Here is a 22,810-nt window from a genome sequence, read left to right as displayed (position 1 = left end):
GTACGCAACACCGCCGCACTGCTGCCGCTATCGAATGCGACGAGAGCCACCTGTGATGAAGAGGGAGGGGGGACGATGCGCGAAAAGGAACTCCGCCTCGCCCTCGTCTGCTACGGCGGCGTCAGCCTCGCGGTCTACATGCATGGCATGACCAAGGAGGTGTGGAAGCTCGCCCGCGCCTCCATGCGCCGCCGCGCCGTCAGCGCCGACCTGCCGCCGGCCGATGATTCGGAAGGCGTGTACCTCGCGCTGCTGGAGGAACTGGCGCCGAAGCTCGACCTGCGCATCCTTGTCGACATCGTCGCCGGCGCCTCGGCCGGCGGCATCAACGGCATCCTGCTCGCCCAGGCGATCTCGCAGGGGCACGACATGGAGCCGCTGCGCGACCTGTGGCTCGCCGGCGCCGACAGCGACAAACTGCTCGAACCCGAAGGTGCCTCCACCCGCTTTTCGAAATGGTGGGCGTCGCCGCTGGTCTGGTGGGCGCAGGGCAAGGGCCTGGTCATGGACGACCTGCAGGAGCCCGGCGCACGCACCGAAGTTTCGGCGAAACTGTCGCGACTGATGCGGTCGCGGTGGTTCACGCCGCCATTCTCGGGCGAGATCTTCACCGCCCTGCTGCACGATGCGCTGGTCGCCATGGCGGCCGGTACGCGGACGCCGCCGCTGATCCCGCCGCTGCAGCCGCTCGACCTGTTCGTCACCGTCACCGACTACCATGGCGCGCCGGAAAAACTGCGGCTGCACTCCCCGCCGGTCATCATCGAAAACGAGCATCGCCTGGTCATCGGCTTTACCGACGAAGGCCCCGGGGCCGACGGCCAGCGCCATCTCGCCGAACTGCCCGAACTGGTGTTTGCGGCGCGGGCCACGGCGTCGTTCCCGGGTGCCTTTCCGCCGGCGCGGGTCGGTGAAGTCGATCGCGTCATCGCCGCGCGCGGCACCGCCTGGCCGGGGCGCGCGCTGTTTCTGGCGCGCATCTTCCCCGGTCGTGCCACCCCCGACACGGCGACGCTGATCGACGGCGCGGTGCTCAACAGCCGGCCGTTCGGTCCGGCGATCGAGGCGCTGGCCCGCCGCCCGGCGCACCGCGAGGTCGATCGCCGCTTCGTCTATGTCGATCCGAAACCCGGCATGCACGGCGACCAGCCGCTCGATTCGCCGGTCCTGCCGGGGTTTTTCGCCACCGTGCTGCGCAGCCTCGCCGATATTCCGCGCCAGCAGCCGATCAACGACAATCTCGCCGCCATCGATGCACTGTCGGCGCGGGTTCGCCGGCTGCGCTATGTCGTCGACGGCATGACGCCGGAGGTCGACGCCGCGATCGAGCGTGCCGCGGGGCTGCGCGTCTTCATGTTCAAGCCGACGCGCGAACGCCTCGCCGACTGGCGATCGCGCGCCCAGAGCCAGGCGGCGCGCGAGGCCGGCTATGCCTATGCCGCCTATGGCCAGCTGAAGATGGCGCAGATCGTCGAGGCCCAGGCAGTCCGGCTGGCGATGCTCGGCGGCGTTGCGCTCGAAGCGGTGCGCAGTGCCGTCTGGCGCCATGTCCGTACGCTGGGCCTCGACGATCCGGCGCAGGCCATGGCCCGCGGCGGTGCCGGCTCGGATTATGTCGCCTTCCTGCGCAATTTCGACCTGGAGTTCCGGGTGCGGCGGCTGCGCTTCATGATCCGCCGCGTCAACACGCTGGCCGGCACGACGTCCGACGATGCGGCGCGGCAGGCGCTCGAAATCGTCAAGACCGGGCTCTACGCCATACTGAACCCGCATCTGAAGCGCCGGCAGTCGACGTTTTTCGGCCCCGACATGCGTGCCGCGGCGGCTGCGGTGATCGAGGATCCGGCGGCGGCGCTGGCGGCATTGGCGCAGGCGCTCGACCTCCGCACGCTCGATGGCGACAGCGACGAGGCGCTGGTCGACCTGTTCGCGCGGCCCTGGCCGCGCGAGCTGCGGCGGCCGCTGCTCAGCAGCTATCTGGGGTTTCCGTTCTTCGACATCGCGATGCTGCCGCTGTTGCAGGGCGACGGCATCGACGAGTTCGACGAGATCAAGGTCGACCGATTGTCACCCGAGGACGCGCTGTCGCTGCGCGCCGCCGGCGGGGGCACGCTGAAGGGCTCGCAGTTCAACGCCTTCGGAGCGTTTTTCAGCCGCGCCTATCGCGAGCATGATTATCTGTGGGGCCGGCTGCACGGCGCCGAGCGGATGATCGACATCGTCTGTTCGGCGCTGCCCGATGGCGCCATGCTGTCGCCCGAACGGCTGCGCGCACTGAAGTACCGGGCCTTTGCCGCGATCGTCACCGCCGAACGGCCGTTCCTGGGCGAAGTCAGCCCGCTGCTCGACGCGCTCGACGCGGCGATCGCCGACGGCTGAGCCGGCGCTCCCGAGTCAGGCCGCGATGGCGCGCAGGCGGCGGCGCTGGGCCGCGCCGACCATCCCGAAGCCGGCGACCATCAGGAACCAGCTCGCCGGCTCCGGCACCGTGCTGCCGGCGCCATCGGAGACGGGGTCGCTGATGGCAAAGCCGCCGTCACCGGCGATGTTGGCGCCGGCGCCGTGGAAATTGCCGACCGCAGCGCTGCCGCGAATGATGCCGCCGTTCTGGGTGAGCGTTGCCAGCGGCGCCAGCAGCGAGGCGCCGAGATCGATGCCGCCGAAACCCAGCGTCGCCGCATCGACGAAATTGAACACCACGTCGGCGACCGCGTAATTGCCGCGATCGAAACTGAAATGGTCGCCGAAATTGCTGCCGACGACGTTGATGATCGCCAGCGATCCGGTGGCGCCGACGAGCCGCAGCGCATAGACGCTCTCGAGCTCGGCCGTCGTCAGCGTGAAGACATCGGTGCCGATGGTCGTTGCGCCCGACAGGGTGCCGGCACCGTAGAGGCTGGCGAAGCTGCCGGTCGCCGCCAGCGCGCCATAACTGCTGGACAGGTCGAGCAGGCCATTGCCGATTGCCCCGAAGTCGACCGTACCGCCCTGTGCAAAGCTGCCGCCCGGAGTCTTCGCCTGGGTGTACTGGCCACTGCCGTTGGTGCCGCCGTAAACGACATTGCCATGGCGGAGCGTCGAGTTGTCATAGGCGATGTTGCCGCCGACGACGACGACGTCGCTGCCGTTGCGGTCCGCCGTCAGACGCGTGCCGATGGCGGTCGAATTGATCACGGCGTTGCCGGCGACCGCGACGCCGGTGCCATAGTTCGAGCCGCCGGCATCGGTGTAGTCGCCGAGCGTGAACACCGAATAATCGATCCGCGTTGCGGCGGCGGCGGGAACGGCGGCCGCGACGAGGACGAGCGCGGTCGCGAACTGGCGGAAGGACATGGAAATTCCTGAGATCGGGTGAGGCCGGCATCGCACGCGGCTGGGGGCAGACGCGTCCATGGGGGTTGGGGCGTTTGCACGCCACGATGCCTTGCCAGTCGTCTAACGACAGGCTCGTTTTTACACAATAGTAATAATTTGCAATTGGCAGAATAAAGTGTGATTTCAGCGGCTAAACAACCCTATATGAACGGTCGCGCAATTTTATTGCGTCACCAGCATCAAGAGATCTGCAATTTCTTTGTTCACCGCCAGTGCGGTAGTCGTTCCGATCAGCCGGTAACGCCCGGCCGCCGCTGGATGCGCTGCAGGCGCAGGTAGTGAACGATGATCGCCATGCCGGCGACCGTCGGTAGCGCCCAGAGCACCGGGTTGAAGGCGTGCGCCGGCAGCAGCTCGACCAGCCCCACCGACAGGAAGGCCGTGTAGGCGGCGATGCCCGTCGCCACCATCGCCTTCAGATGTTCGGGGATATAGTCGCCGCGCGCCGGATCGGGCCGGAACATATAGGCCAGGTAGGTCAGCGTGGTGCCGAAGCCCAGCACCGACACCCCGACCATCAGCGGCTGTCGCAGCATGACGCCCTGGACAGCGCAATTGACCGCGGCGACCAGCACCGCGACCTGGAGCGTCACCATCGTCCAGTGCCGATTGGCGGCATGGTCACGCTTGTTGGCGACCATCTTGAGGCCATAGCGCGTCATGCTTATCGTCAGCAGCGCCAGATAGATCATCATCCAGCCGAACAGCCCGCGATACAGCGCCTCGTCGGTCAGTCCCGGGTGCATCGCCAGCGGCCAGCGCAGCGACAGCAACCCCATGCCCAGCGCCATATAGCCGGCGGCGTAGATGGCGGCAGTAAAGGCGGCGCCCCAGCGGCGATGGGCAGGCCCGCCCTTGCGCGTTGCCACGGCGCCCCAGAAACTCGCCAGCGCCACGATGCCCGCCCCGACATGGACGGCCAGTACCAGGGTGAACAACCACGGCATGAGCTGCGAAAAATCCCCCCCCGCGAAATTGTCGTGACATTGTGCCAACGACCGATGCTCTGCAAGGCCTTGGGGACCCAGGATGACGCGCGCCGTGACCGCCGGACTTGCCTATTTCGTCGCGGTGTTTGCCATCGGCTTCGCACTCGGCGCGCTGCGGGTCGACATTGTTGCGCCACGCCTCGGCGCGCTGGCGGCAGTGATGCTGGAGGTGCCGGTCATGCTGGCGCTGGCGTGGCCGATCTGCGGTGCCCTCATCCGCCGCCATCGGGTCCCGCATGGCCTCGCCCCGCGACTGGCGATGGGCGCGACGGCGTTCGGCATCCTGATGCTGGCCGAAACGGTGCTCGGGGCCATGCTGTTCGGCCAGGACCTGGCGACGCAGGCGGCGCATCTCGGGACCGCCGCGGGCCTGGCGGGGCTGGCCGGGCAAGTGCTGTTCGCGGCGCTTCCGTTGCTGCATCGCGGATAGTTTCGCCGGCGTTTCTGCCTGCGTCGACGGCCGGCCCGGCCGCGTAGCTGCAAGGCGGGGCGGCACAACGACACAAAGGACCTTGTGATGCGCATTTCCCTTGCCTGCGCCGCGCTGGCGCTGGCCACCCCGACGGTCGCCTCCGCCGCCGTCGTGACCGTCGCCACCAATCAGGATTTTTCGGCGGCGCCGTTCAACTATGATTTCGGCGGCGGCAACACGATCAGCTTCTCGATCGTCGATCCGGGGTCCTTCGCCTTCGATCCGGCCGGCGTCGCGACGGGCGGCACGACGCAGGTGCTCAGCCTCGGCGCGCCGTTCTTCAATCCGCCGCGGCCGACATCGTTCTTCACCGATCGTGGCGGCAGCATCGGCGCCGACAGCCTGGGCGTGTTCGCCGGCTATGCGACGCCGGCGGCGATCCCCTTCTCCATCGTGCGCGGCATCATCGGGCTGCGCTTCGACCTCGGCAACGGCTATCAGTACGGCATCGCCGACCTCGCCGGCGGTCAGCTGTTCGGCATCCGCTATGAAACCGTGCCCGGCGCATCGATCGCCATCGGTGCCATCAGCGCCGCCGCAGTCCCCGAGCCGGCAAGCTGGGCGCTGCTCGTCGCCGGCTTCGGCCTCAGCGGTGCTGCCTTGCGCAGACGGCGCGCGGCTCTCGCCTGACGCCTTAGCGCCGCCCCCACCAGGCCAAAGCCGGCGAGCAGCATGGCCCAGCTCGCCGGCTCAGGTGCCGACAGCGCCGTGGGCACCGCCAGGGCGGCCAGCGACGAGCGCTGGCCGCCGAGCCGGAAGATGCGGCCGTCATAGGCGACGATGTACAGGTTGCGGTTGCCGTCCTCGCCGAACGACGCGATGTTGACCGGGCCGAACGGGGCGAACAGGCTGGTCAGGTCCTGCAGGTCACTGCCATCCTGGTTGATCGACCACAGCTTGCCCGACACGAAGTCACCGAAGACATAGCGATCGTCGAGCCCGACAAGGCCGCGAAAGCCGCGAAAGACATAGCCGCCGGTGATCGACTGGCCGAGGCTGCGGCCATAGCTGAACACCGGCGCCGTCGTGCCGGCGGGAATCGCATCGCCGACACCGGGTGTCGGCAGATTGCCCTCCAGCGGCCGCCAGCCAAAGTTTTGCCCTGCGGTGCCGGCAGCGATGCGGTCGACTTCCTCGAACGCACTCTGGCCGACGTCGCCGATCCAGATGTTGCCCGTCGTCCGGTCGATCGAGGCGCGATAGGGATTGCGCAGGCCATAGGCGTAGACCTCGGTGCCGAACGGGTTGCCAACCGGGACTGCATAGTTGCGCAAGGGGTCGGCGGGGTAGGCGTCGCGCCCGACATCGATGCGCAGGATCTTGCCGAGCAGCGAAGCCTTGTTCTGGGCATTGTTGCGCGGATCGTTGGCCGAGCCGCCGTCGCCGAACGCGACGTAAAGATTCTTGTCGGCGCCGAAGCCGATCCAGCCGCCGTTATGGTTGTCGAACGGCTGTTCGACGCGCAGCACGACTTGCGGCGCTTCGATGCGCACGCGCGGATCGGTATAGCGCCGGATCTCGCTGACCAGCCGCCCATTCACCCGCGCCGTTACGTTGACATAGAAACGCCCGTTGCTGCGCGGATCGAAGGCAAAGCCGAGCAGGCCCTTTTCGCCGCCCGTGACGATGTCGGGCACGGTGAAGAACGTCCGCTTGACCTTGGTGCTGCGGTCCTGCGCGATGATGCGGCCGCCCTGTTCGGCAATATAGACGGTATTGCCGCCGCCGGTAAGGAACACCGGCTGGTCATAGCCACTGTCGAACAGCGACAGGTTGAGCGCGGTGGCCGGCGTCGCGACGGCGAGAAGCGACGGCAGGGCGAATCGAATGGCGGCGGACAACCGGACGAGCGTCATGGCCTGAACCTTTCTCACGCGCCCCCAGCCGCTTGAAACTACACGCTCCAGGTTGATAAATGGTACGCTGTCGTGCCGTGGCACGGCCATGTTGCCCTGCAACATTTTCGACCGCTGCCTTGCAACATTCGTGGCCTCGTGCTAGCCGCCGCCGCGTCTGAAGGGCCACAAGCCCTCGATATTCTATTGCCGCAACCTCTTGTCGCTGGACCCTGTCCGTTGGAACCAACATCTGCAATCGCCGCGGCCAGTGTGGCGCTGGGCCTGTCGGGTCGTTATGCGACGGCGCTGTTCGACCTTGCGGTCGACGGCAAGGCACTGGAGACGGTGTCGGCGAGCCTCACCACGCTGAAGGATGCGCTCGGCCATTCCGATGACCTGAAGACGCTGACCACCAGCCCGATGGTCAGCCGCAAGGCCGCTGCCGCCGGCATCGCCGGTGTGGCCGGCTCGCTCGGTCTCGACAAGCTGACGACGTCGTTCCTCGGCGTGCTGGCGCAGAACCGCCGCCTTGGTTCGCTGCCGCATGTCATCCGCGACTTCCAGGCGCTCGCCGCCGCCCGTCGCGGCGAAATCACCGCCCGCGTCACCGCGGCGCACCCGCTCACCGCCGAGCAGCAGCAGGCACTGAGCGCAAAATTGAAGGCCGGGATGGGGCGCGACGTCGCGCTCGACATCACGGTCGACCCCGCCATCCTCGGCGGCCTTGTCGTCCGCGTCGGTTCGCGGATGATCGATTCCTCGTTGAAGACCCGGCTCGATTCGCTCGGCCAGGCACTGAAGGGTTCAAATTAAGATGGATATCAACGCCGCCGAAATTTCGCGGGTCATCAAGGACCAGATCGCCAATTTCGGCAACGACGCCGAAGTCAGCGAAGTCGGCCAGGTGCTGTCGGTCGGTGACGGTATCGCCCGCGTCCATGGCCTCGACAATGTCCAGGCCGGCGAGATGGTCGAATTTCCCGGCGGCATCAAGGGCATGGCGCTTAACCTCGAGGCCGATAACGTCGGCATCGTCATCTTCGGCAGCGACAGCGGCATCAAGGAAGGCGACACCGTCAAGCGCACCGGCACCATCGTCGACGTGCCGGTCGGCAAGGGCCTTCTCGGCCGCGTCGTCGATGGCCTCGGCAACCCGATCGACGGCAAGGGCCCGCTGGTCGACGTGACCCGCAGCCGCGTCGAGGTGAAGGCGCCGGGCATCATCCCGCGCAAGTCGGTCAACGAGCCGATGCAGACCGGCCTCAAGGCGCTCGATGCGCTCGTCCCCGTCGGCCGCGGCCAGCGCGAGCTGATCATCGGCGACCGCCAGACCGGCAAGACCGCCGTCGCCATCGACACCTTCATCAATCAGAAGGCGATCAACGCCGCTGCCACCGACGATTCGAAGAAGCTGTTCTGCATCTATGTCGCCGTCGGCCAGAAGCGTTCGACCGTCGCCCAGATCGTCCGCGCACTCGAAGAGAATGGCGCGATGGAATATTCGATCGTCGTTGCTGCAACGGCTTCCGAGCCCGCGCCGCTGCAGTTCCTGGCGCCCTACACCGGCTGCACGATGGGCGAATATTTCCGCGACAACGGCATGCACGCCGTCATCGTCTATGACGACCTGACCAAGCAGGCGGTCGCCTATCGCCAGATGTCGCTGCTGCTGCGCCGCCCGCCGGGCCGCGAAGCCTATCCCGGCGACGTGTTCTATCTCCACTCGCGCCTGCTCGAGCGTGCGGCCAAGATGAACGACGCCAACGGCAATGGCTCGCTGACGGCGCTGCCGATCATCGAGACCCAGGCCGGCGACGTGTCGGCGTACATCCCGACCAACGTCATCTCGATCACCGACGGCCAGATCTTCCTCGAAACCGAACTGTTCTTCCAGGGCATCCGCCCGGCGATCAACGTTGGCCTGTCGGTCAGCCGCGTCGGCTCGGCCGCGCAAACCAAGGCGATGAAGAAGGTTGCCGGCACCATCAAGCTGGAGCTGGCCCAGTATCGCGAGATGGCGGCGTTCGCCCAGTTCGGTTCGGACCTCGACGCCTCGACGCAGCGGCTCCTCAACCGCGGCGCCCGGCTGACGGAACTGCTCAAGCAGGGCCAGTACAAGCCGATGCCGTTCGAGGAGCAGGTGGTTTCGATCTTCGCCGGCGTCAATGGCTTCATCGATACCGTGCCGGCCAAGGACGTGACCCGTTTCGAACAGTCGCTGCTCGCGCATGTCCGTGCCGATCATGCCGGCATTCTCGACAGCATCCGCACCTCCAAGGACCTGTCGGCCGATACGACCGCCAGCCTGAAGGATGTCGTCGGCAAGTTCGCCAAGACGTTCGCGTAACCTGCTTCTGTCGTCATCCCGGGCTTGACCCGGGACCCAGCTTTCTTGCTGGCGCCGACAGAGGAAAACTGGGTCCCGGGTCAAGCCCGGGATGACAGAAGGACAAGATGGCAAGCCTCAAAGCCCTGAAGAACCGCATCACCTCGGTGAAGTCGACGCAGAAGATCACCAAGGCGATGAAGATGGTCGCCGCGGCGAAGCTGCGCCGAGCGCAGGAAGCCGCCGAGGCCGCGCGCCCCTATTCGGAGCGCATGGCCGCCGTGATGGCGTCGCTGGGCAGCCGGGTTACCGTCGGCCCCGAATCGCCGCGCCTGCTCGCCGGCACCGGCAAGGACCAGGTGCACCTCCTCGTCATCGCCTCGTCGGAGCGCGGCCTTGCCGGTGGTTTCAACACCAACATCGCGCGACTGGCGCGCAAGACGATGGAAACGCTCCTCGCCGAGGGCAAGACCGTCAAGCTGCTGTTCGTCGGCAAGAAGGCGCGCGCGCCCTTCATGCGGACCCACAAGGAGCTGATCATCGGCTATATCGACCAGAGCCACATCAAGAACGCCGCCTTTGCCGATGCCAAGGCGATCGCCGACGACATCACGTCGCGGTTCGAGGCCGGCGAGTTCGACGTTGCCCACCTGTTCTTCGCCCGTTTCCGTTCGGCGCTCGTCCAGGAACCGACCGAGATCCAGCTGATCCCCGCCGCGCTGCCGACCGTGGCCGCCGTGGAGGCCAAGCCGAGCGATGCCGCGCCGGCCTCGATCGAATACGAGCCCGACGAGGAAGCCATCCTCGCCGAGCTGCTGCCGCGCAACCTCGCCGTCCAGGTGTTCCGCGCATTGCTCGAGAACGCAGCGTCTGAGCAAGGCAGCCGCATGACCGCGATGGACAATGCGACCCGCAACGCCGGCGAGATGATCAAGAAACTCACCATCACCTATAACCGCACGAGACAGGCCGCGATCACCAAGGAATTGATCGAGATCATCTCGGGCGCCGAAGCGCTTTAAGGAGCACGCCACATGGCCAATACCACCAACAACATCGGCCGCGTATCGCAGGTCATCGGCGCCGTCGTCGACGTGCATTTCGATACCGACCTGCCGGCCATCCTGTCGGCGCTGGAGACGAAGGTCGGCGGCAATCGCCTGGTCCTCGAAGTTGCCCAGCATCTCGGTGAAAACACCGTCCGCACCATTGCCATGGACGCCACCGACGGTCTCGTCCGCGGCCAGGAAGTCGTCGACACCGGCTCGCAGATCCGCGTTCCCGTCGGCCCGGCGACGCTCGGCCGCATTCTCAACGTCATCGGCGAGCCGATCGACGATCGCGGTCCGGTCAATGCCGAAACCACCATGCCGATCCATGCCGAGGCACCGCTGTTCATCGACCAGTCGACCGAAAGCTCGATCCTCGTCACCGGCATCAAGGTCATCGACCTGATCGCCCCCTATGCCAAGGGCGGCAAGATCGGGCTGTTCGGCGGCGCCGGTGTCGGCAAGACCGTGCTGATCCAGGAGCTGATCAACAACATCGCCAAGGGCCATGGCGGCACCAGCGTGTTCGCCGGCGTCGGTGAGCGCACCCGCGAAGGCAACGACCTTTACCACGAGTTCCTCGAAGCCGGCGTCATCGCGTCGGACGCCGAAGGCAACCCGATCTCGGAAGGCTCCAAGGTCGCGCTGGTCTTCGGCCAGATGAACGAGCCCCCCGGCGCCCGCGCCCGCGTCGCCCTGTCCGGCCTCACCAACGCCGAATATTTCCGCGATGTCGAAGGCCAGGACGTGCTGTTCTTCGTCGACAACATCTTCCGCTTCACCCAGGCCGGTTCGGAAGTGTCGGCGCTGCTCGGTCGCATCCCGTCGGCGGTGGGCTATCAGCCGACGCTCGCCACCGACATGGGCGCGCTCCAGGAGCGTATCACCTCGACCAACAAGGGTTCGATCACGTCCGTTCAGGCGATCTACGTGCCTGCCGACGATCTCACCGACCCGGCGCCGGCGACCTCGTTCGCCCACCTTGACGCCACGACGACGCTCAGCCGCTCGATTGCCGAACTCGGCATCTACCCGGCCGTCGACCCGCTCGATTCGACCAGCCGCGTGCTGGAGCCGCGCACCGTCGGCGAAGAGCATTACAACGTCGCGCGTTCGGTCCAGGAAGTGCTGCAGAAGTACAAGTCGCTGCAGGACATCATCGCCATTCTGGGCATGGACGAGCTGTCGGAAGAGGACAAGCTGGTCGTGTCGCGCGCCCGCAAGATCCAGCGCTTCCTGTCGCAGCCCTTCCACGTCGCCGAAATCTTCACCGGCACGCCGGGCGTCTTCGTGAAGGTCGAGGACACCATCAAGGGCTTCAAGGCCATCGTCGCCGGCGAATACGACCACCTGCCCGAAGCCGCCTTCTACCTCGTCGGCACCATCGAGGACGCCGTCGCCAAGGCCCAGAAGCTGGCCGCCGAAGCCGCGTAACAACCTCCCCTCCCTTTCAAGGGAGGGGCCGGGGGAGGGTGAGTCCCGCCCCCAGGACACCCACCCCCAACCCCTCCCTTGAAAGGGAGGGGGGAAGAAGCAGAAAATGGCCGATCTTTTCCACTTCGAACTCGTCTCGCCGGAACGCCGGCTGGTGTCCGGCACCGCGGCCATGGTCGTCGTGCCGGGGTCCGAAGGCGACTTCGGCGTGCTGCCCGGCCATGCCCCGCTGATGAGCACCATCCGCCCCGGCGCCATCGCCATCTACGAGGCCGATTCGAACACGCTGACCCGCCGCATCTTCGTCGACGGCGGCTTTGCCGAGGTCAACGACCAGGGCCTGACCATTCTCGCCGAGGCCGCAATCCCGGTCGGCGATATCGACCCGGCCGAGGTCGCGACGCAGCTCGCCGCGGCGCGCGCCGCCAATGACGAAAAGGCCGTCGAGCGACTGGAAGCCATGCAGGCCGCAGTCGTCAACTGATCACCTGACACACTGGGCAGGTAGCGCCTGCCCACCACCGGCCGACAATGCTCCGCAACCAGCGGAGACGGTCGCCATGCCCAATACCATCGAGCTTGTCGCCGAGGGCCCGCTGTTGTGGGTGCGCCTGAACCGCCCCGACGCGATGAACGCCTATACCAACGAGATGGGCGCCGAGCTGACGGCCGCCTTCGACGCCGCCGACGCCGATGACGCCATCCGCGTCGTCATCCTGACCGCCCGCGGCCGGGTGTTCTGCGCCGGTGCCGATGTCTCGGCCGGCGCCGGCAGCTTCGACACCGACGCTGGCGCCGGCGCCGGCAACTTCGGCAGCGGCGATGGCCGTGACAGTGATTTCGTCCGCGCCATGATGAACTGCCGCAAGCCCTCCGTCGTGGCCTTCAACGGCTCGGCCGCCGGCGTCGGGCTGACGCTGACCCTGCCTTGCGACATCCGCATCGCCGCCGACACCGCGAAATTCGGCTTTGTCTTTGCCCGCCGCGGCCTGGTGCCGGAGGCCGGCTCCGCCTGGTTCCTGCCGCAGCTCGTCGGGCTGCCCCAGGCGCTGAAATGGTGCCTGACCGGCAGCCTGTTTCCGGCCAGCGAAGCCCTTGCCAAGGGGCTGGTCAGCGAGGTCTGCGCGGCCGATGCGCTGGAGGATCGCGCCCGGGCGCTGGCGCTGGAGATCGCCGAGAACTGCGCCCCGGTGTCGCTGGCACTGACCCGGCGCATGCTGTGGCAGTTCGGCCCGCAGGCCGACCCGCGCGGCGCGCTGGCGGTCGATGCCGCGATCAACATCGCCCGCGGCAAGACCGGCGATGTCCATGAAGGCGTGACGGCCTTCCTCGAAAAGCGCCCGCCGCAGTTCCCCGGCACCCTCGCCGACGACATGCCGGCCACCGACTGGTGGGTCAGTGCATCTCCTCGCCGCCACTGACGTTGATCGCCTCGCCGGTGACATAGACGGCGTCCGCCGACGCCAGCCAGGCGCAGGCCGCCGCCGTGTCGCTGGCCAGCCCCGGCCGACCGAGCGGGTTCTTCGCCCGCATGTTGGCGAGATAGGCCTCGACCGAATCGAAGCCCAGAAGCCGCGAGAAATATTCGTTCTGCGCGGCGCCCAGCCCGGTGGTGACATGGTTGGGGCAGACGGCGTTGACGGTGATGCGGTGCGGGCCGAGCTCGACGGCGTTCGACCGCGTCAGCCCGACCATGCCGTGTTTCGACGCGACATACGCCGCCATGTGCGGAAAGCCCGACTTCGCCGCCTGGCTGGCGATGTTGATGACGCGCCCGGCAATGCCGTCGTCGCCCGGCCCTTGCGCGATGAACTGGCGCGCCGCCGCGCGGCTGCACAGGAACGCGCCCTTCAGATTGACATCGAGCACCCGGTCCCAGTCGTTGCCCGACGTGTCGAGCAGCGGCTTCATGACGAAACCGATGCCGGCATTGTTGACCAGCATGTCGATGCGTCCGAACGCCGCCACCGTCGCCGCGACCAGCGCCTCGCACTGCCCCTCGTCGGCGACATCGCACGGCTGCCACAGCACCTTGCCGCCGCGCGTCTCCAGATCGGCGACGACCTCGCCCGCATCGGTGGACGACGCCAGCCCCGCACCGCCGGACCCGATGTCGGACACGACGCAGGTCGCGCCCTCATCGGCGAAGCGCTGCAAGATGGCCTGGCCAAGCCCCCTGGGCCGCCCCGACCCGGTAGCGACGACGACCTTCCCCCCGAAGCGCATCAGCCCTCCATCATCAGTTCGGTCGTCATGAACACGGCATTGTCGGCAAAGTTCGCCAGCTCGGCGCCGAGCTGGCTGACGAGGTCGCCCGCGCAGTCCTTCTGGAACTCGTCCATATGGGTGATGTCGAGGATCTCGACATATTGGTAGGGCGGCGCGCTGTCGGCAAACAACAGGCCGGTGGTGCGATAGACGTTGAAATCCTTGACCGAAACCAGCGACCGCACGCCGGGCATGTCGCTTTTCGCGGCCCATTCCTCATAGTCGGCGGCAGCGACACCGGGCTTCAGATTGAACAGGGCGATGATGCGCATGATGGTCCTTTCAGGCGAAATCGGCAGGGAAACGATAGGCGGCGAGGATCGTATCAAGCCGCGCGGCAAGCGCCAGCAGCGATGATTCCGACCCCGCGCGGCCGATGAGTTGCACCGCCACCGGCAGCCCGGCCGCGTCGACGCCGGCAGGCAGCGACAGCGCCGGCAGCCCGGCAATGTTGGCGATGGCGGTGAAATCGGCCTGGGTGTTCGGCGTCCGGCCATGGGCGAAGGCGGCCTGCGGCGTCGTCGGCAGCAGCACGACATCATGGCTGGTAAGGACGCGGTGCAGCGTTTCGGCGGCGTGCGCCATGGCGGCCTCTCCCGCGGCAACCGTTGCGGCCGGCGCGGTCGTGCCGAAATCCATCGCCGCGTCGAAATGCTTGCTGGTGTCGCCGCTGCGGCGTTCCGCGGCGAAGGTCTCTGCCGCCTCCCGTGCCGATTCGATGAAGCCGCCCAGCCGCGTGCCGGCCAGGTCGAGCCCCGGCGTGTCGACAGTTTCGACCACCAGCCCCAGCCCGCGCAGCGCCATCATCGCCGCCGTACAGGCGGCGCGGACGGCGGGCTCCATCTCGTGAGCATCGACGCTCGACAGCATTGCCACCCGGCCCATGGGCGCTGCAGCGGTGCCCGGGGACAGCGCCGCGAACACCGCGCCGAGATCGGCGACCGACCGCGCCAGCGGGCCGATCGAATCGAGCCGGCGGCACAGGAATACCAGCCCGTCGTCGGGCAGCAGGCCGTTGGTCGGCTTCAGGCCATAGACGCCGTTGTACGCCGCCGGGATGCGGATCGATCCCAGCGTGTCGGTGCCCAGCGCCGCGGCGCACAGCCCGCCGGCGACGGCAGCGCCCGACCCGCCGCTTGATCCGCCCGGCGTGCGACCGGCGCCGTGCGGGTTTTCGGTGCGGCCGAACGCCGGGTTGTCGGTGGTCGCGCCCAGTGCCGCCTCGTGCATGTTGAGCTGGCCGATGATGACGGCGCCGGCATCGCGCAGCAGGCGCACGACGGCAGCATCGCTGGTCGCGATGGCGTCGCGGCGCCCCTCCACCCCGGCAGTGGTCGGCCAGCCATCGACATCGATATTGGCCTTGATGCCGATCGGCACGCCTTCCAGCGGTCGCGCCTCGCCGCGGTCGATCAGCGCTGCCGACCAGGCCGCATCGACCCGGGCGCGATCGGCATCGACATGGGTGAAGGCCCGCAAGCGCGGGTCCAGCCGGGCGATGCGATCGAGGTAATGTTCGGTCACCGCCACGGCATCGGCGGCGCGCAGCTCGGCGATCGACAGGCGGTGGATTGCGATTTCAGCCATTGTCAGCGCCCTTCATCGACAATCCGATCTGCCGGCATTGCGGCCCGGGGGCACGATGGTCAAACGTCACCGCCATCATATCGTTGCCGCCACCCCGCTCAGCAGGGTCAGCGAATCGAGCGTCGGCGATGGACCAGCCGCCAAGCCCCGCGCGAATGCCAGCTTTTCGGCATGGGCGGCCGGCGTCAGCGCGTTGGCGGGGCTGCCGAGCGTCGCCGGCACGGTGACATCCCGCCGGCTGCCGTCCGTCAGCGTCAGGGTGAACGCCTGCGGCGCCAGGGCATTGGGGTCGGGATTGCCGTCGACCACCACCGTCAGCCGCGCGCCGAGCGCCCGCAGCGCCGGATCGGCAAAGCTGTCGGGCGTGAAGCGACGCGGATCGATGCGGCCATCGGTCAGCATCAGCGCCACCAGGAACGGCAGGCACAGGCGCGCATAGGCGGTCGTCATGTCGTCGACCCAGGGCCGCCCGACCAGCCGGGCGATCAGCGGCGGCACCCGTGCCTCGATGGCGGTGATATCGCCGGCCAGCACGCTCAACGTCGCATGGCTGGCGCGGCCCGAGGGCCAGGGCTTGATGCTGACCTCCGTCGTCCGCCAGACAATGCCCAGCGTCGCCATCGCCACCGCCGGGTCGCCGTCGTCGAACAACGGAAAATAGCCGAAGGGGCCGACCAGCGCATCGTGCGGCCCGGCCAGGCCGATGCCGACCAGGTCGACGGCGGTGATCGCCGCGCGCGCCGCCGCGGCCACCTGCAACGGCAGCGCCAGCGAGCCTTCGACATGCGCCTGCATCGTGCCGGCGCACTGGGCATGGGCAAGGCCGAGGACATCGGCAAAGCGTACCGGCGGCACGCCGGCAATGCGCGCACAGGCCAGCGCTGCGCCGATCAGCCCGGCCGTAGCGGGGCGAAAGAAGCGCAACGGCCCGGTTGCCGCCACGCCCAGCGCGCAGGCGATTTCCACCCCCACGACCAGCGCCGCCAGCGCGTCCTCCCGCTCCACCGCGCGGCCATGGCACGCCGACAGCAGCGCCGCGGTGACGACGCTCATGGCGTGGACGACGGCCGGTTCGTGCACCGCATCCCATTCGAGGCAGTGTATCTGGTACCCGTTGACGAAGGCTGCGCCCGCCGCGGACAGGCAGGCGGTGCGGCCCAGGATCGGCACGACGCCGCTGCCCCAGCCCCGGGCCGCCGCCAGCACCGCATCGGCGCCCGGCGCCGTCGATCCGGCGGCGCCCACCGCCAGCGTATCGTCGAGCAGCATCAGCGCCGCGGCGCGCACCGCGGGCGGCAACTGGATCGGGCCCGCGGCGAATGCCAGCAGATCGGTGGTCGCGGTCATGCCGGTGGTATCATCCGGTCGGGCGACGAAGGCATGTGCGGCAAACTGCGATTCCCGTGCGGCGATGGATCGGGCCGCTGCGCCGGCCCGGATTGTCCGGACATGTTGCGGAGTCGGTGGCCATCAATCAAGGTGGCAGCGCAGCAGCAAAGGAACCGCGTGACGCTTGATACTTCCCCGGCCGGGCCGCGCTACCTGCAGGTGGCCGACGATTTGCGCGCCGCCATCGCCGCCGGCCATTTCGCCGAAGGCGCCCAGCTGCCGACCGAAAGTGCCCTGTGCGATCGTCACGGCGTGTCCCGGTTCACCGTCCGCGAGGCGCTGCGCCGGCTGCAGGACGAAGGCCTGATCCGGCGCCGGCGCGGGTCCGGCACCATCGTCGACACCGTCGGCAGCGTGCTGCGCCAGCCGATGTCGGACGTTGCCGAGCTGCTGCAATATGCAGCCGACAGCGAATTCACCTTCGAACGCCGCGGCACGGTGACGCTGTCGAACGCCCAGGCGACCGATTTTGCCATGCCGGTGGGCAGCCGCTGGGTGCTGCTGTCGGGGATCCGCCGCCTGACGTCTGGCGGCGTCGCGCTTGCGGTCGTCGATGTCCACGTCAATCCCGCGCTGGAGCCCCATGTCGCGGGCCTGCAGCCCGGGCGACAAACGCTGTTCGCCCAACTTGGCACCGCTGCCGGCTTTCGCATCGGACGCGTCGACCAGGATATTCGCGCGCTTGCCGCCGGCAGCCGCGAGGCCGCCGCGCTCGGCATCGCCCGGCGTGCGCCGCTGTTGCGCATCGTCCGCAGCTATCGCGACGACAGCGGGCGGGTGGTGCTGTTCTCGGTCTCGTCGCACCCGGGCGACCGCTTCACCTATTCGATGCACATCGACCAGGCCTGACCGTCCTTTTGCGTTCCGTCGACGGCGGAAACACCGTAAGCAGGCGCAAAGCTGTTGGAGAGCAAGGCAATGCGGGCGAAGATGACCCTGGTACTGGCCCCGGTCCTGGCGACCGTCATGGCCATGTCGGCGGGCGGGCTTTCGGCACAGCCGACGGCTTCGGTGCAGGCCAGTCCGGCGCCGACCACGCCTATCGAGCCGGCGGCGACAACGACGATCATCGGCGCACCGGATGCGCCGGTGCGCAGCACGTTGAAGCCGACACCCGGCGCCGGCGACGGCACGCGTCCGCGGCAGCGGCTGGTGACGGTGTTCGGCACCGAGGAATGCCCAAAGCCGACGTCGGCGGACGAGATCGTCGTCTGCGCGCGCCTGCCCGATTCCGAAATCTACCGCATTCCGAAACAGCTGCGCGCCGCCAACAACGCGCGTGTCAGCCCATTCCAGGCCAACCGCAACCTGTTGCTCGGCGACTCCAGCGGCGGCGCCGGCGGTGCGATCGGCAGCTGCTCGGTCATCGGCGGCAGCGGCTTTGTCGGTTGCACGAAGAACGACGTCGATGCCTGGGCGCGGGATCGTACCACGCGCATGGGCGCCACCGAAGAGGTACCGCCGCAATAAGGCAAGGGCGCCACCCGGGGTCGGGTGGCGCCCTGGCCGTTGCCGTGCCAGCCGGTCAGCGCAGCGGCTTGATCGTCGCCGGCCGCGCCGGCTGGGCCGGATCGAACTTCACCGCGACGGTCTCGCCGCTGTTGCCCGGGAAATTGGCAAAGATCGCCGTCACGAGATTTGGTACCAGCTTTGTCAAATTGTTCGACGTGCTGATGGTTTCGGCACGACCTTCGAACACGCTGGCCTTGTCGGCGGTGCGGACGATCTTCATCGCCAGCTGGCTGTTGTACTGCGTCACGGAATAAACCTCGGGGCCCCAGCCACCGCCCCAGCCACCACCGCCCCAACCGCCGAAGCCGCCGCCCCAATAGGGGTTCCAGCCCCAGCCGCCGAAGCGGCCATAACCGCCGCCCCAACCGCCCCAGCCGCCACCCCAGCCGCCGCCCCAACCGCCATAGCCGAAACCCGGACGGGTCTGGACCTTTTCACGCGGCGGGCCGACATTGTAATCGAGCTGCACGGCCAGGCTGGCCTGGGCCGGGCTTGCCGCCTCGACGAAGCCGTTGGCAAGCAGGCGCTGGCGCACCAGATTGGCATAGGTGGCGAATTCGAGCCCACCGGCCTTGTCCGGATCGCGCGATTCGATGACGAAGCTCTGCCCCGACGGGGGCGGCAGCTGCGAGAACCGCGCAACGCGCGCCTCGAATGTCGGTGCGCAGCCGGCGACGAGCGCCAGCGCGGCTATTGGCAATATGGCCTTGCGCGCAAGACCGCGTCGGAACATGGACATCGCGAACCCTTTTGAATTATCTACGCAATAGGTGGGATGTAGGTTGCACCGTTTCAAGTTAATCGCGTGTGAACTCGGCCAGCGCCGGCTGCGGCAGATCAGCCACTGAAGCCGACGGCGCGATGCACCGCCGCCAGCACCGGCTCTGCGATGGCCCTGGCCCGTACCGCACCCTGCGCCAGAACGACGTCGATCGCCGTCGTGTCGCGGCGCAAGTCGTTGAATCGGGCAGTGATCGGCGCCAGTACCGCGACGGCGGCATCGGCGAGCGCCGGCTTGAAGGCGCCAAAGCCCTGGCCGCCATATTGCGCCAGCACTGCGGCGACGCTGCTGTCGGTCAGCGCCGCCATGATGCCGACCAGATTGGCCGCCTCCGCGCGTCCCGCCAGCCCCGCGACCTCACTCGGCAGGACCTCTGCATCGGTACGCGCGCGCTTGATCTTCTGGGCGATGGTGTCGGCGTCATCGGTCATGTTGACGCGGCTGGCGTCGCTGGGATCGGACTTCGACATCTTGGCGTTGCCGTCGCGCAGCGACATGACCCGCGTCGCCGGCCCCTGGATCACCGGTTCGGGCAGCGGAAACAGCTCGACACTCATGTCGGTGTTGAACTTCTGGGCGATATCGCGCGCCAGTTCCAGATGCTGTTTCTGGTCGTCGCCGACGGGAACATGGGTCGCCTGATAGGCCAGGATGTCGGCGGCCTGCAGCACCGGATAGGTGAACAGCCCGACGCTCGCGCCCTCGCGGTCTTTGCCCGACTTTTCCTTGAATTGCGTCATGCGGTTCAACCAACCCATGCGCGCCGTGCACATCAGCACCCAGGCCAATTCCGCGTGCACCCGCACTTGGCTTTGCGGGAACAGGATCGACCGCGCCGGATCGATGCCGCTGGCCAGCAGCGCCGCGGTCATGTCGCGAATGCCGGCGCGCAGCGTCGCCGGGTCCTGCGCCACGGTGATGGCGTGCAGGTCGACGACGCAATAGATGCATTCATGGGCATCCTGCATCGTCACCCAGTTGCGGATGGCGCCGAGGTAATTGCCGAGATGCAGGTTGCCCGTTGGCTGGATGCCGGAAAAAACACGGCTCATGTGCGGCCTTTTCGTGAAAACTGGGCCCGAAGCTCGGCAACGGTGAAGATGCGCAGGGCCCGCGCCGCGGCAAGATAAGCGATGCCGCCGGTGCCGAGCAACACCGCCAGGCTGGCGATGCGGGTAACGAGATTGCCGCCCAGCCACGGCGCCAGCACGATGCCGAGGCCGATGAGGACGGCGACCATCACCAGCGTCGCCGCCAGCAGCCGCGGTAGCGTGCGCCGCAGCCGCGCATCGACCTGGAAATGCCCGCGATGGCGCAGCACCGCCCAAAGCGCGATGGCGTTGACCCAGGCCGCCGCCGCCGTCGACAGCGCGATGCCGACATGGCCGAAACGCCAGATCAGCAGCAAGTTGCCGGCGAGGTTGACCAGCATCGAGGCGACGGCGATGCGCACCGGCATCTTCGTGTCCTGCCGGGCGTAAAACCCCGGGGTCAGGACCTTGATCAGCACATAGGCTGGCAGCCCGAGCGAAAAGGCCGCGAGCGCATCGGCGGTGGCGCGGGTGTCGGCGGGGGTAAAGCGGCCGTGTTCGAGCAGCGTGCGGATGATCGGATCGGCCGACACCGTCAGCGCCGCCGCCGCCGGCAGGGTGAGCAGCAGCACGAGTTCGATGGCGCGGTTCTGGGTGTGCGCGGCGGCGTCGGTGTTGCCGCCGCCCAGTTGCCGCGACAGCGCCGGCAGCAAAGCCGTGCCGACGCCGATGCCGATCAGGCCGAGCGGCAACTGGTTGAGGCGATCGGCATAGTAGAGAAAGCTGACCGCCCCTTCCGGCAGGAAGCGCGCCGCCAGCGCTGTCGAGATCAACAGGTTGAACTGCACGGCGCCGGCGCCCAGCGCCGCCGGGCCGATGATGCGCAGCAGCTGGCGGACCTTCTCGCCGAGCCGGGGCGTCCGCAGCCGCAGTCGGATATCGGCCCGCAGGCACGACCACAGCAGCCAGGCGAATTGCAGGATGCCGGCAATGGTGACGCAGGCCGCCTGCACTCGCGCGCTTTCCACGTCGTCGGCACCGTGAAACAGCAGCAGCCCGGCGATCAGCGCCAGGTTGAGCAGGATCGGCGCCGCGGCGTTGACCCAGAAGCGCCCGATCGAATTGAGAATGCCGCCCATCAACGAGACGAGACTGATCAGCAGCAGATAGGGAAAGGTCAGCCGGGTGAAATCGACGGCGAGCGCAAATTTTTGCGGGCTGGCGTCGGGAAATCCGCCGGTCAGTGCCCAGACGATCGGCCCGGCGGCGATGACCATCACCATGGTGAAGATCACCAGCGCCGGCAGCAGCACCGCCAGCACATCCTCGGCAAAGCGCTTGGCATTGGTCATGTCGCCGGCGTCGGCGCCGACCTGGCGGTTGAACATCGGCACGAAGGCAGCGGAGAACGCGCCTTCGGCGAACAGCGCCCGGAACAGATTGGGCAGGCGAAAGGCGATCAGAAAGGCATCGGCGGCCATGCCGGCACCGATATAGCGCGCCATCAGCACGTCGCGGACAAAGCCGGCGATGCGGCTGACGAGGGTCAGGCCGCCGATCGTCGCGGTGGCTTTGACCAGGTTCAACGTGCAGTGGCCCGGAGCGCAGCGCGCCGAGAGGCGCAAGCGCGGCCGGCGGGGCGGCAGAGACCTCTGCCGAACCCGTCCCCCGCACTTGGCGACGTCACGACGCGGCTTTGCCGCGGCGCTTTGCGAATATCAGCTCAGGCATTCCCGACCTGCGCCCCTTGGGCACCCTGCTGCTGCGCCATGTAAAGCGAAGCAAAGTCGATCGGGTCGAGCATCAGCGGCGGGAAACCGCCGTCGCGGACCGAATCGGCGATGATGCGGCGGGCGAACGGAAAGATGATCCGCGGCGCCTCGATGATCAGGAACGGCTCGAGCGCTTCCTCGGGCACATTGGCAAGGCCGAAGAGGCCAGCGTAGAGCAGGTCGACGACGAACGCGACGGTGTCGCCGGTCATCGCCTTGGCGCTGATCTTCAGCTCGACTTCATAGACATTGTCGCCGCCGCGCTTGGCGTTGACGCTGACGTTGACGTCGATGCGCGGCTGTTCGGTCGACTGCAGCGACGACGGCGCGTTCGGATTTTCGAACGACAGGTCCTTGACGTACTGGGTCAGGATCGAAACCTGCGGCAGCTCCTGCATGCCGGCGTCGAAGCCGTTCTCGGTCGGCAGAGTGTTGTCGTCAGCCATGGCTGGTTCCTTAGACGCAAAGGGAAAGGGAAAAGCGCGGGCTGGCTAACATCGCGTCAGCGCCCGCGCAATCCGGATCAATCCTCGCCGTCGAAGCTTTCGACCGGGCCCGAATCCTGGCCCTTGGCACTGGTATCGCGATCGACGAACTCGACGATGGCCATCGGCGTCGCATCCGAACGGCGGATGCCGGCCTTGATGATGCGGACATAACCGCCCTGGCGGTCGGCGTAGCGGCTGGCCAGCGTATCGAACAGCTTGATCAGCTGCTCGTCGTCACCTAGGCGGGCATGCGCCAGCCGGCGGTTCGACAGGCCGCCGTGCTTGGCGAGCGTGATCAGCTTTTCCATGTACGGGCGGATCTCGCGCGCCTTGGGCAGCGTCGTCTTGATCTGCTCATGCTTGACGAGGCTGGCGGCCATGTTGCGGAACATCGCCAGGCGATGGCTGGTCGTGCGACCGAGCTTGCGATGGGCGTTACCGTGACGCATGTTTTTCACTCCGTTCGATAGGGGGCCGTGTCAGGTACCCCGGATCAGGC

The 22,810-nt window shown here is 67.7% G+C and carries 22 protein-coding genes and 2 pseudogenes; 11 read left to right on the top strand and 13 right to left on the bottom strand.

The window, feature by feature from the left end; translation table 11 throughout:
* Positions 1-75 precede the first annotated feature (75 nt).
* Positions 76-2,379 carry a patatin-like protein gene (locus ACP7AI_RS12945; RefSeq protein ID WP_426167972.1) on the top strand — a complete coding sequence of 768 codons (2,304 nt, stop codon included), beginning with the start codon at positions 76-78 and terminating at the stop codon, positions 2,377-2,379.
* Between the two features lie 15 nt (positions 2,380-2,394).
* On the opposite strand, the gene ACP7AI_RS12940 is transcribed toward ACP7AI_RS12945, so the two are convergent.
* Together ACP7AI_RS12940 and ACP7AI_RS12935 are read right to left on the bottom strand one after the other, a co-directional pair.
* On the bottom strand, positions 2,395-3,333 hold the full coding sequence (locus ACP7AI_RS12940; RefSeq protein WP_426167970.1) for a choice-of-anchor A family protein: 939 nt from the start codon (positions 3,331-3,333) through the stop codon (positions 2,395-2,397).
* 272 nt (positions 3,334-3,605) lie between these two features.
* A complete protein-coding gene (locus ACP7AI_RS12935; protein WP_426167968.1) occupies positions 3,606-4,322 on the bottom strand; it encodes a hypothetical protein in 717 nt (238 codons plus the stop codon).
* Positions 4,323-4,404: 82 nt separating this feature from the next.
* Here ACP7AI_RS12935 and ACP7AI_RS12930 point away from each other — a divergent pair, with 82 nt between their 5' ends.
* Both ACP7AI_RS12930 and ACP7AI_RS12925 read left to right on the top strand, forming a co-directional pair.
* Positions 4,405-4,794 (top strand): hypothetical protein, encoded by a 390-nt coding sequence (locus ACP7AI_RS12930; protein ID WP_426167966.1) that lies wholly within the window; start codon positions 4,405-4,407, stop codon positions 4,792-4,794.
* A gap of 87 nt (positions 4,795-4,881) precedes the next feature.
* On the top strand, positions 4,882-5,466 hold the full coding sequence (locus ACP7AI_RS12925) for a PEPxxWA-CTERM sorting domain-containing protein (protein WP_426167964.1): 585 nt from the start codon (positions 4,882-4,884) through the stop codon (positions 5,464-5,466).
* Here the strand turns inward: ACP7AI_RS12925 and ACP7AI_RS12920 are convergent.
* Together ACP7AI_RS12920 and ACP7AI_RS12915 are read right to left on the bottom strand one after the other, a co-directional pair.
* A pseudogene (locus ACP7AI_RS12920) lies at positions 5,454-5,531 on the bottom strand (PEPxxWA-CTERM sorting domain-containing protein); the annotation flags it as partial. The gene ACP7AI_RS12925 and the pseudogene ACP7AI_RS12920 sit on opposite strands and share 13 nt — an antisense overlap.
* A 111-nt stretch (positions 5,532-5,642) precedes the next feature.
* Positions 5,643-6,692, bottom strand: a pseudogene (locus ACP7AI_RS12915) (PQQ-dependent sugar dehydrogenase); the annotation flags it as partial.
* A 219-nt stretch (positions 6,693-6,911) separates the two neighbouring features.
* On the opposite strand from ACP7AI_RS12915, the gene ACP7AI_RS12910 reads away from it, so the two are divergent.
* The 6 genes from ACP7AI_RS12910 to ACP7AI_RS12885 all read left to right on the top strand — a co-directional run bounded on the left by ACP7AI_RS12910 (position 6,912) and on the right by ACP7AI_RS12885 (position 12,904).
* Entirely contained in the window at positions 6,912-7,487 is a 576-nt protein-coding gene (locus ACP7AI_RS12910; protein ID WP_426167962.1) for a F0F1 ATP synthase subunit delta, read from the top strand.
* Between the two features lies 1 nt (position 7,488).
* A complete protein-coding gene (atpA, locus tag ACP7AI_RS12905) occupies positions 7,489-9,021 on the top strand; it encodes a F0F1 ATP synthase subunit alpha (RefSeq protein ID WP_426167960.1) in 1,533 nt (510 codons plus the stop codon).
* A gap of 107 nt (positions 9,022-9,128) precedes the next feature.
* Positions 9,129-10,022 carry a F0F1 ATP synthase subunit gamma gene (locus ACP7AI_RS12900; RefSeq protein ID WP_426167958.1) on the top strand — a complete coding sequence of 298 codons (894 nt, stop codon included), beginning with the start codon at positions 9,129-9,131 and terminating at the stop codon, positions 10,020-10,022.
* 12 nt (positions 10,023-10,034) lie between these two features.
* Complete coding sequence (gene atpD / locus ACP7AI_RS12895; RefSeq protein WP_426167956.1) at positions 10,035-11,483, top strand: F0F1 ATP synthase subunit beta; 1,449 nt, start codon at positions 10,035-10,037, stop codon at positions 11,481-11,483.
* 106 nt (positions 11,484-11,589) lie between these two features.
* Entirely contained in the window at positions 11,590-11,967 is a 378-nt protein-coding gene (locus ACP7AI_RS12890) for a F0F1 ATP synthase subunit epsilon (protein WP_426167954.1), read from the top strand.
* Positions 11,968-12,043: 76 nt separating this feature from the next.
* On the top strand, positions 12,044-12,904 hold the full coding sequence (locus ACP7AI_RS12885) for an enoyl-CoA hydratase-related protein (protein ID WP_426167952.1): 861 nt from the start codon (positions 12,044-12,046) through the stop codon (positions 12,902-12,904).
* Here the strand turns inward: ACP7AI_RS12885 and ACP7AI_RS12880 are convergent.
* The 4 genes from ACP7AI_RS12880 to ACP7AI_RS12865 all read right to left on the bottom strand — a co-directional run bounded on the left by ACP7AI_RS12880 (position 12,879) and on the right by ACP7AI_RS12865 (position 16,685).
* Complete coding sequence (locus ACP7AI_RS12880) at positions 12,879-13,709, bottom strand: SDR family NAD(P)-dependent oxidoreductase (protein ID WP_426167950.1); 831 nt, start codon at positions 13,707-13,709, stop codon at positions 12,879-12,881. The two genes, ACP7AI_RS12885 and ACP7AI_RS12880, sit on opposite strands and share 26 nt — an antisense overlap.
* Positions 13,709-14,023 (bottom strand): REDY-like protein HapK, encoded by a 315-nt coding sequence (locus ACP7AI_RS12875; RefSeq protein WP_426167948.1) that lies wholly within the window; start codon positions 14,021-14,023, stop codon positions 13,709-13,711. The genes ACP7AI_RS12880 and ACP7AI_RS12875 overlap by 1 nt, the downstream gene beginning before the upstream one ends.
* Before the next feature lie 10 nt (positions 14,024-14,033).
* Positions 14,034-15,338 carry an amidase gene (locus ACP7AI_RS12870; protein WP_426167946.1) on the bottom strand — a complete coding sequence of 435 codons (1,305 nt, stop codon included), beginning with the start codon at positions 15,336-15,338 and terminating at the stop codon, positions 14,034-14,036.
* A gap of 75 nt (positions 15,339-15,413) precedes the next feature.
* A complete protein-coding gene (locus ACP7AI_RS12865) occupies positions 15,414-16,685 on the bottom strand; it encodes an MmgE/PrpD family protein (RefSeq protein ID WP_426167944.1) in 1,272 nt (423 codons plus the stop codon).
* 159 nt (positions 16,686-16,844) lie between these two features.
* Between ACP7AI_RS12865 and ACP7AI_RS12860 the strand changes: the two genes are divergently transcribed.
* Both ACP7AI_RS12860 and ACP7AI_RS12855 read left to right on the top strand, forming a co-directional pair.
* On the top strand, positions 16,845-17,576 hold the full coding sequence (locus ACP7AI_RS12860) for a GntR family transcriptional regulator (protein ID WP_426167942.1): 732 nt from the start codon (positions 16,845-16,847) through the stop codon (positions 17,574-17,576).
* Between the two features lie 81 nt (positions 17,577-17,657).
* Complete coding sequence (locus ACP7AI_RS12855; RefSeq protein ID WP_426167941.1) at positions 17,658-18,197, top strand: hypothetical protein; 540 nt, start codon at positions 17,658-17,660, stop codon at positions 18,195-18,197.
* A gap of 55 nt (positions 18,198-18,252) precedes the next feature.
* On the opposite strand, the gene ACP7AI_RS12850 is transcribed toward ACP7AI_RS12855, so the two are convergent.
* From ACP7AI_RS12850 to rplQ, 5 genes are all read right to left on the bottom strand, one after another.
* Positions 18,253-18,978: a DUF4136 domain-containing protein gene (locus tag ACP7AI_RS12850; protein ID WP_426167939.1), complete on the bottom strand. Its 726-nt coding sequence runs from the start codon at positions 18,976-18,978 to the stop codon at positions 18,253-18,255.
* A gap of 98 nt (positions 18,979-19,076) precedes the next feature.
* Complete coding sequence (gene trpS / locus ACP7AI_RS12845; RefSeq protein ID WP_426167937.1) at positions 19,077-20,072, bottom strand: tryptophan--tRNA ligase; 996 nt, start codon at positions 20,070-20,072, stop codon at positions 19,077-19,079.
* Complete coding sequence (gene murJ, locus ACP7AI_RS12840) at positions 20,069-21,637, bottom strand: murein biosynthesis integral membrane protein MurJ (protein ID WP_426167935.1); 1,569 nt, start codon at positions 21,635-21,637, stop codon at positions 20,069-20,071. The genes trpS and murJ overlap by 4 nt, the downstream gene beginning before the upstream one ends.
* Before the next feature lie 137 nt (positions 21,638-21,774).
* The gene (gene secB, locus ACP7AI_RS12835) at positions 21,775-22,269 is read right to left on the bottom strand and encodes a protein-export chaperone SecB (protein ID WP_426167933.1); all 495 of its coding nucleotides are present in this window, start codon (positions 22,267-22,269) and stop codon (positions 21,775-21,777) included.
* Between the two features lie 77 nt (positions 22,270-22,346).
* Complete coding sequence (rplQ, locus tag ACP7AI_RS12830) at positions 22,347-22,760, bottom strand: 50S ribosomal protein L17 (RefSeq protein ID WP_426167931.1); 414 nt, start codon at positions 22,758-22,760, stop codon at positions 22,347-22,349.
* Between the last annotated feature and the right edge of the window lie 50 nt (positions 22,761-22,810).

The organism is Sandarakinorhabdus sp. DWP1-3-1 (genome assembly GCF_049896705.1).
GTDB lineage: Bacteria > Pseudomonadota > Alphaproteobacteria > Sphingomonadales > Sphingomonadaceae > Sandarakinorhabdus.
Note: the sequence above shows the minus strand (reverse complement) of the source record. Positions and strands in the feature narration are given on the sequence as shown.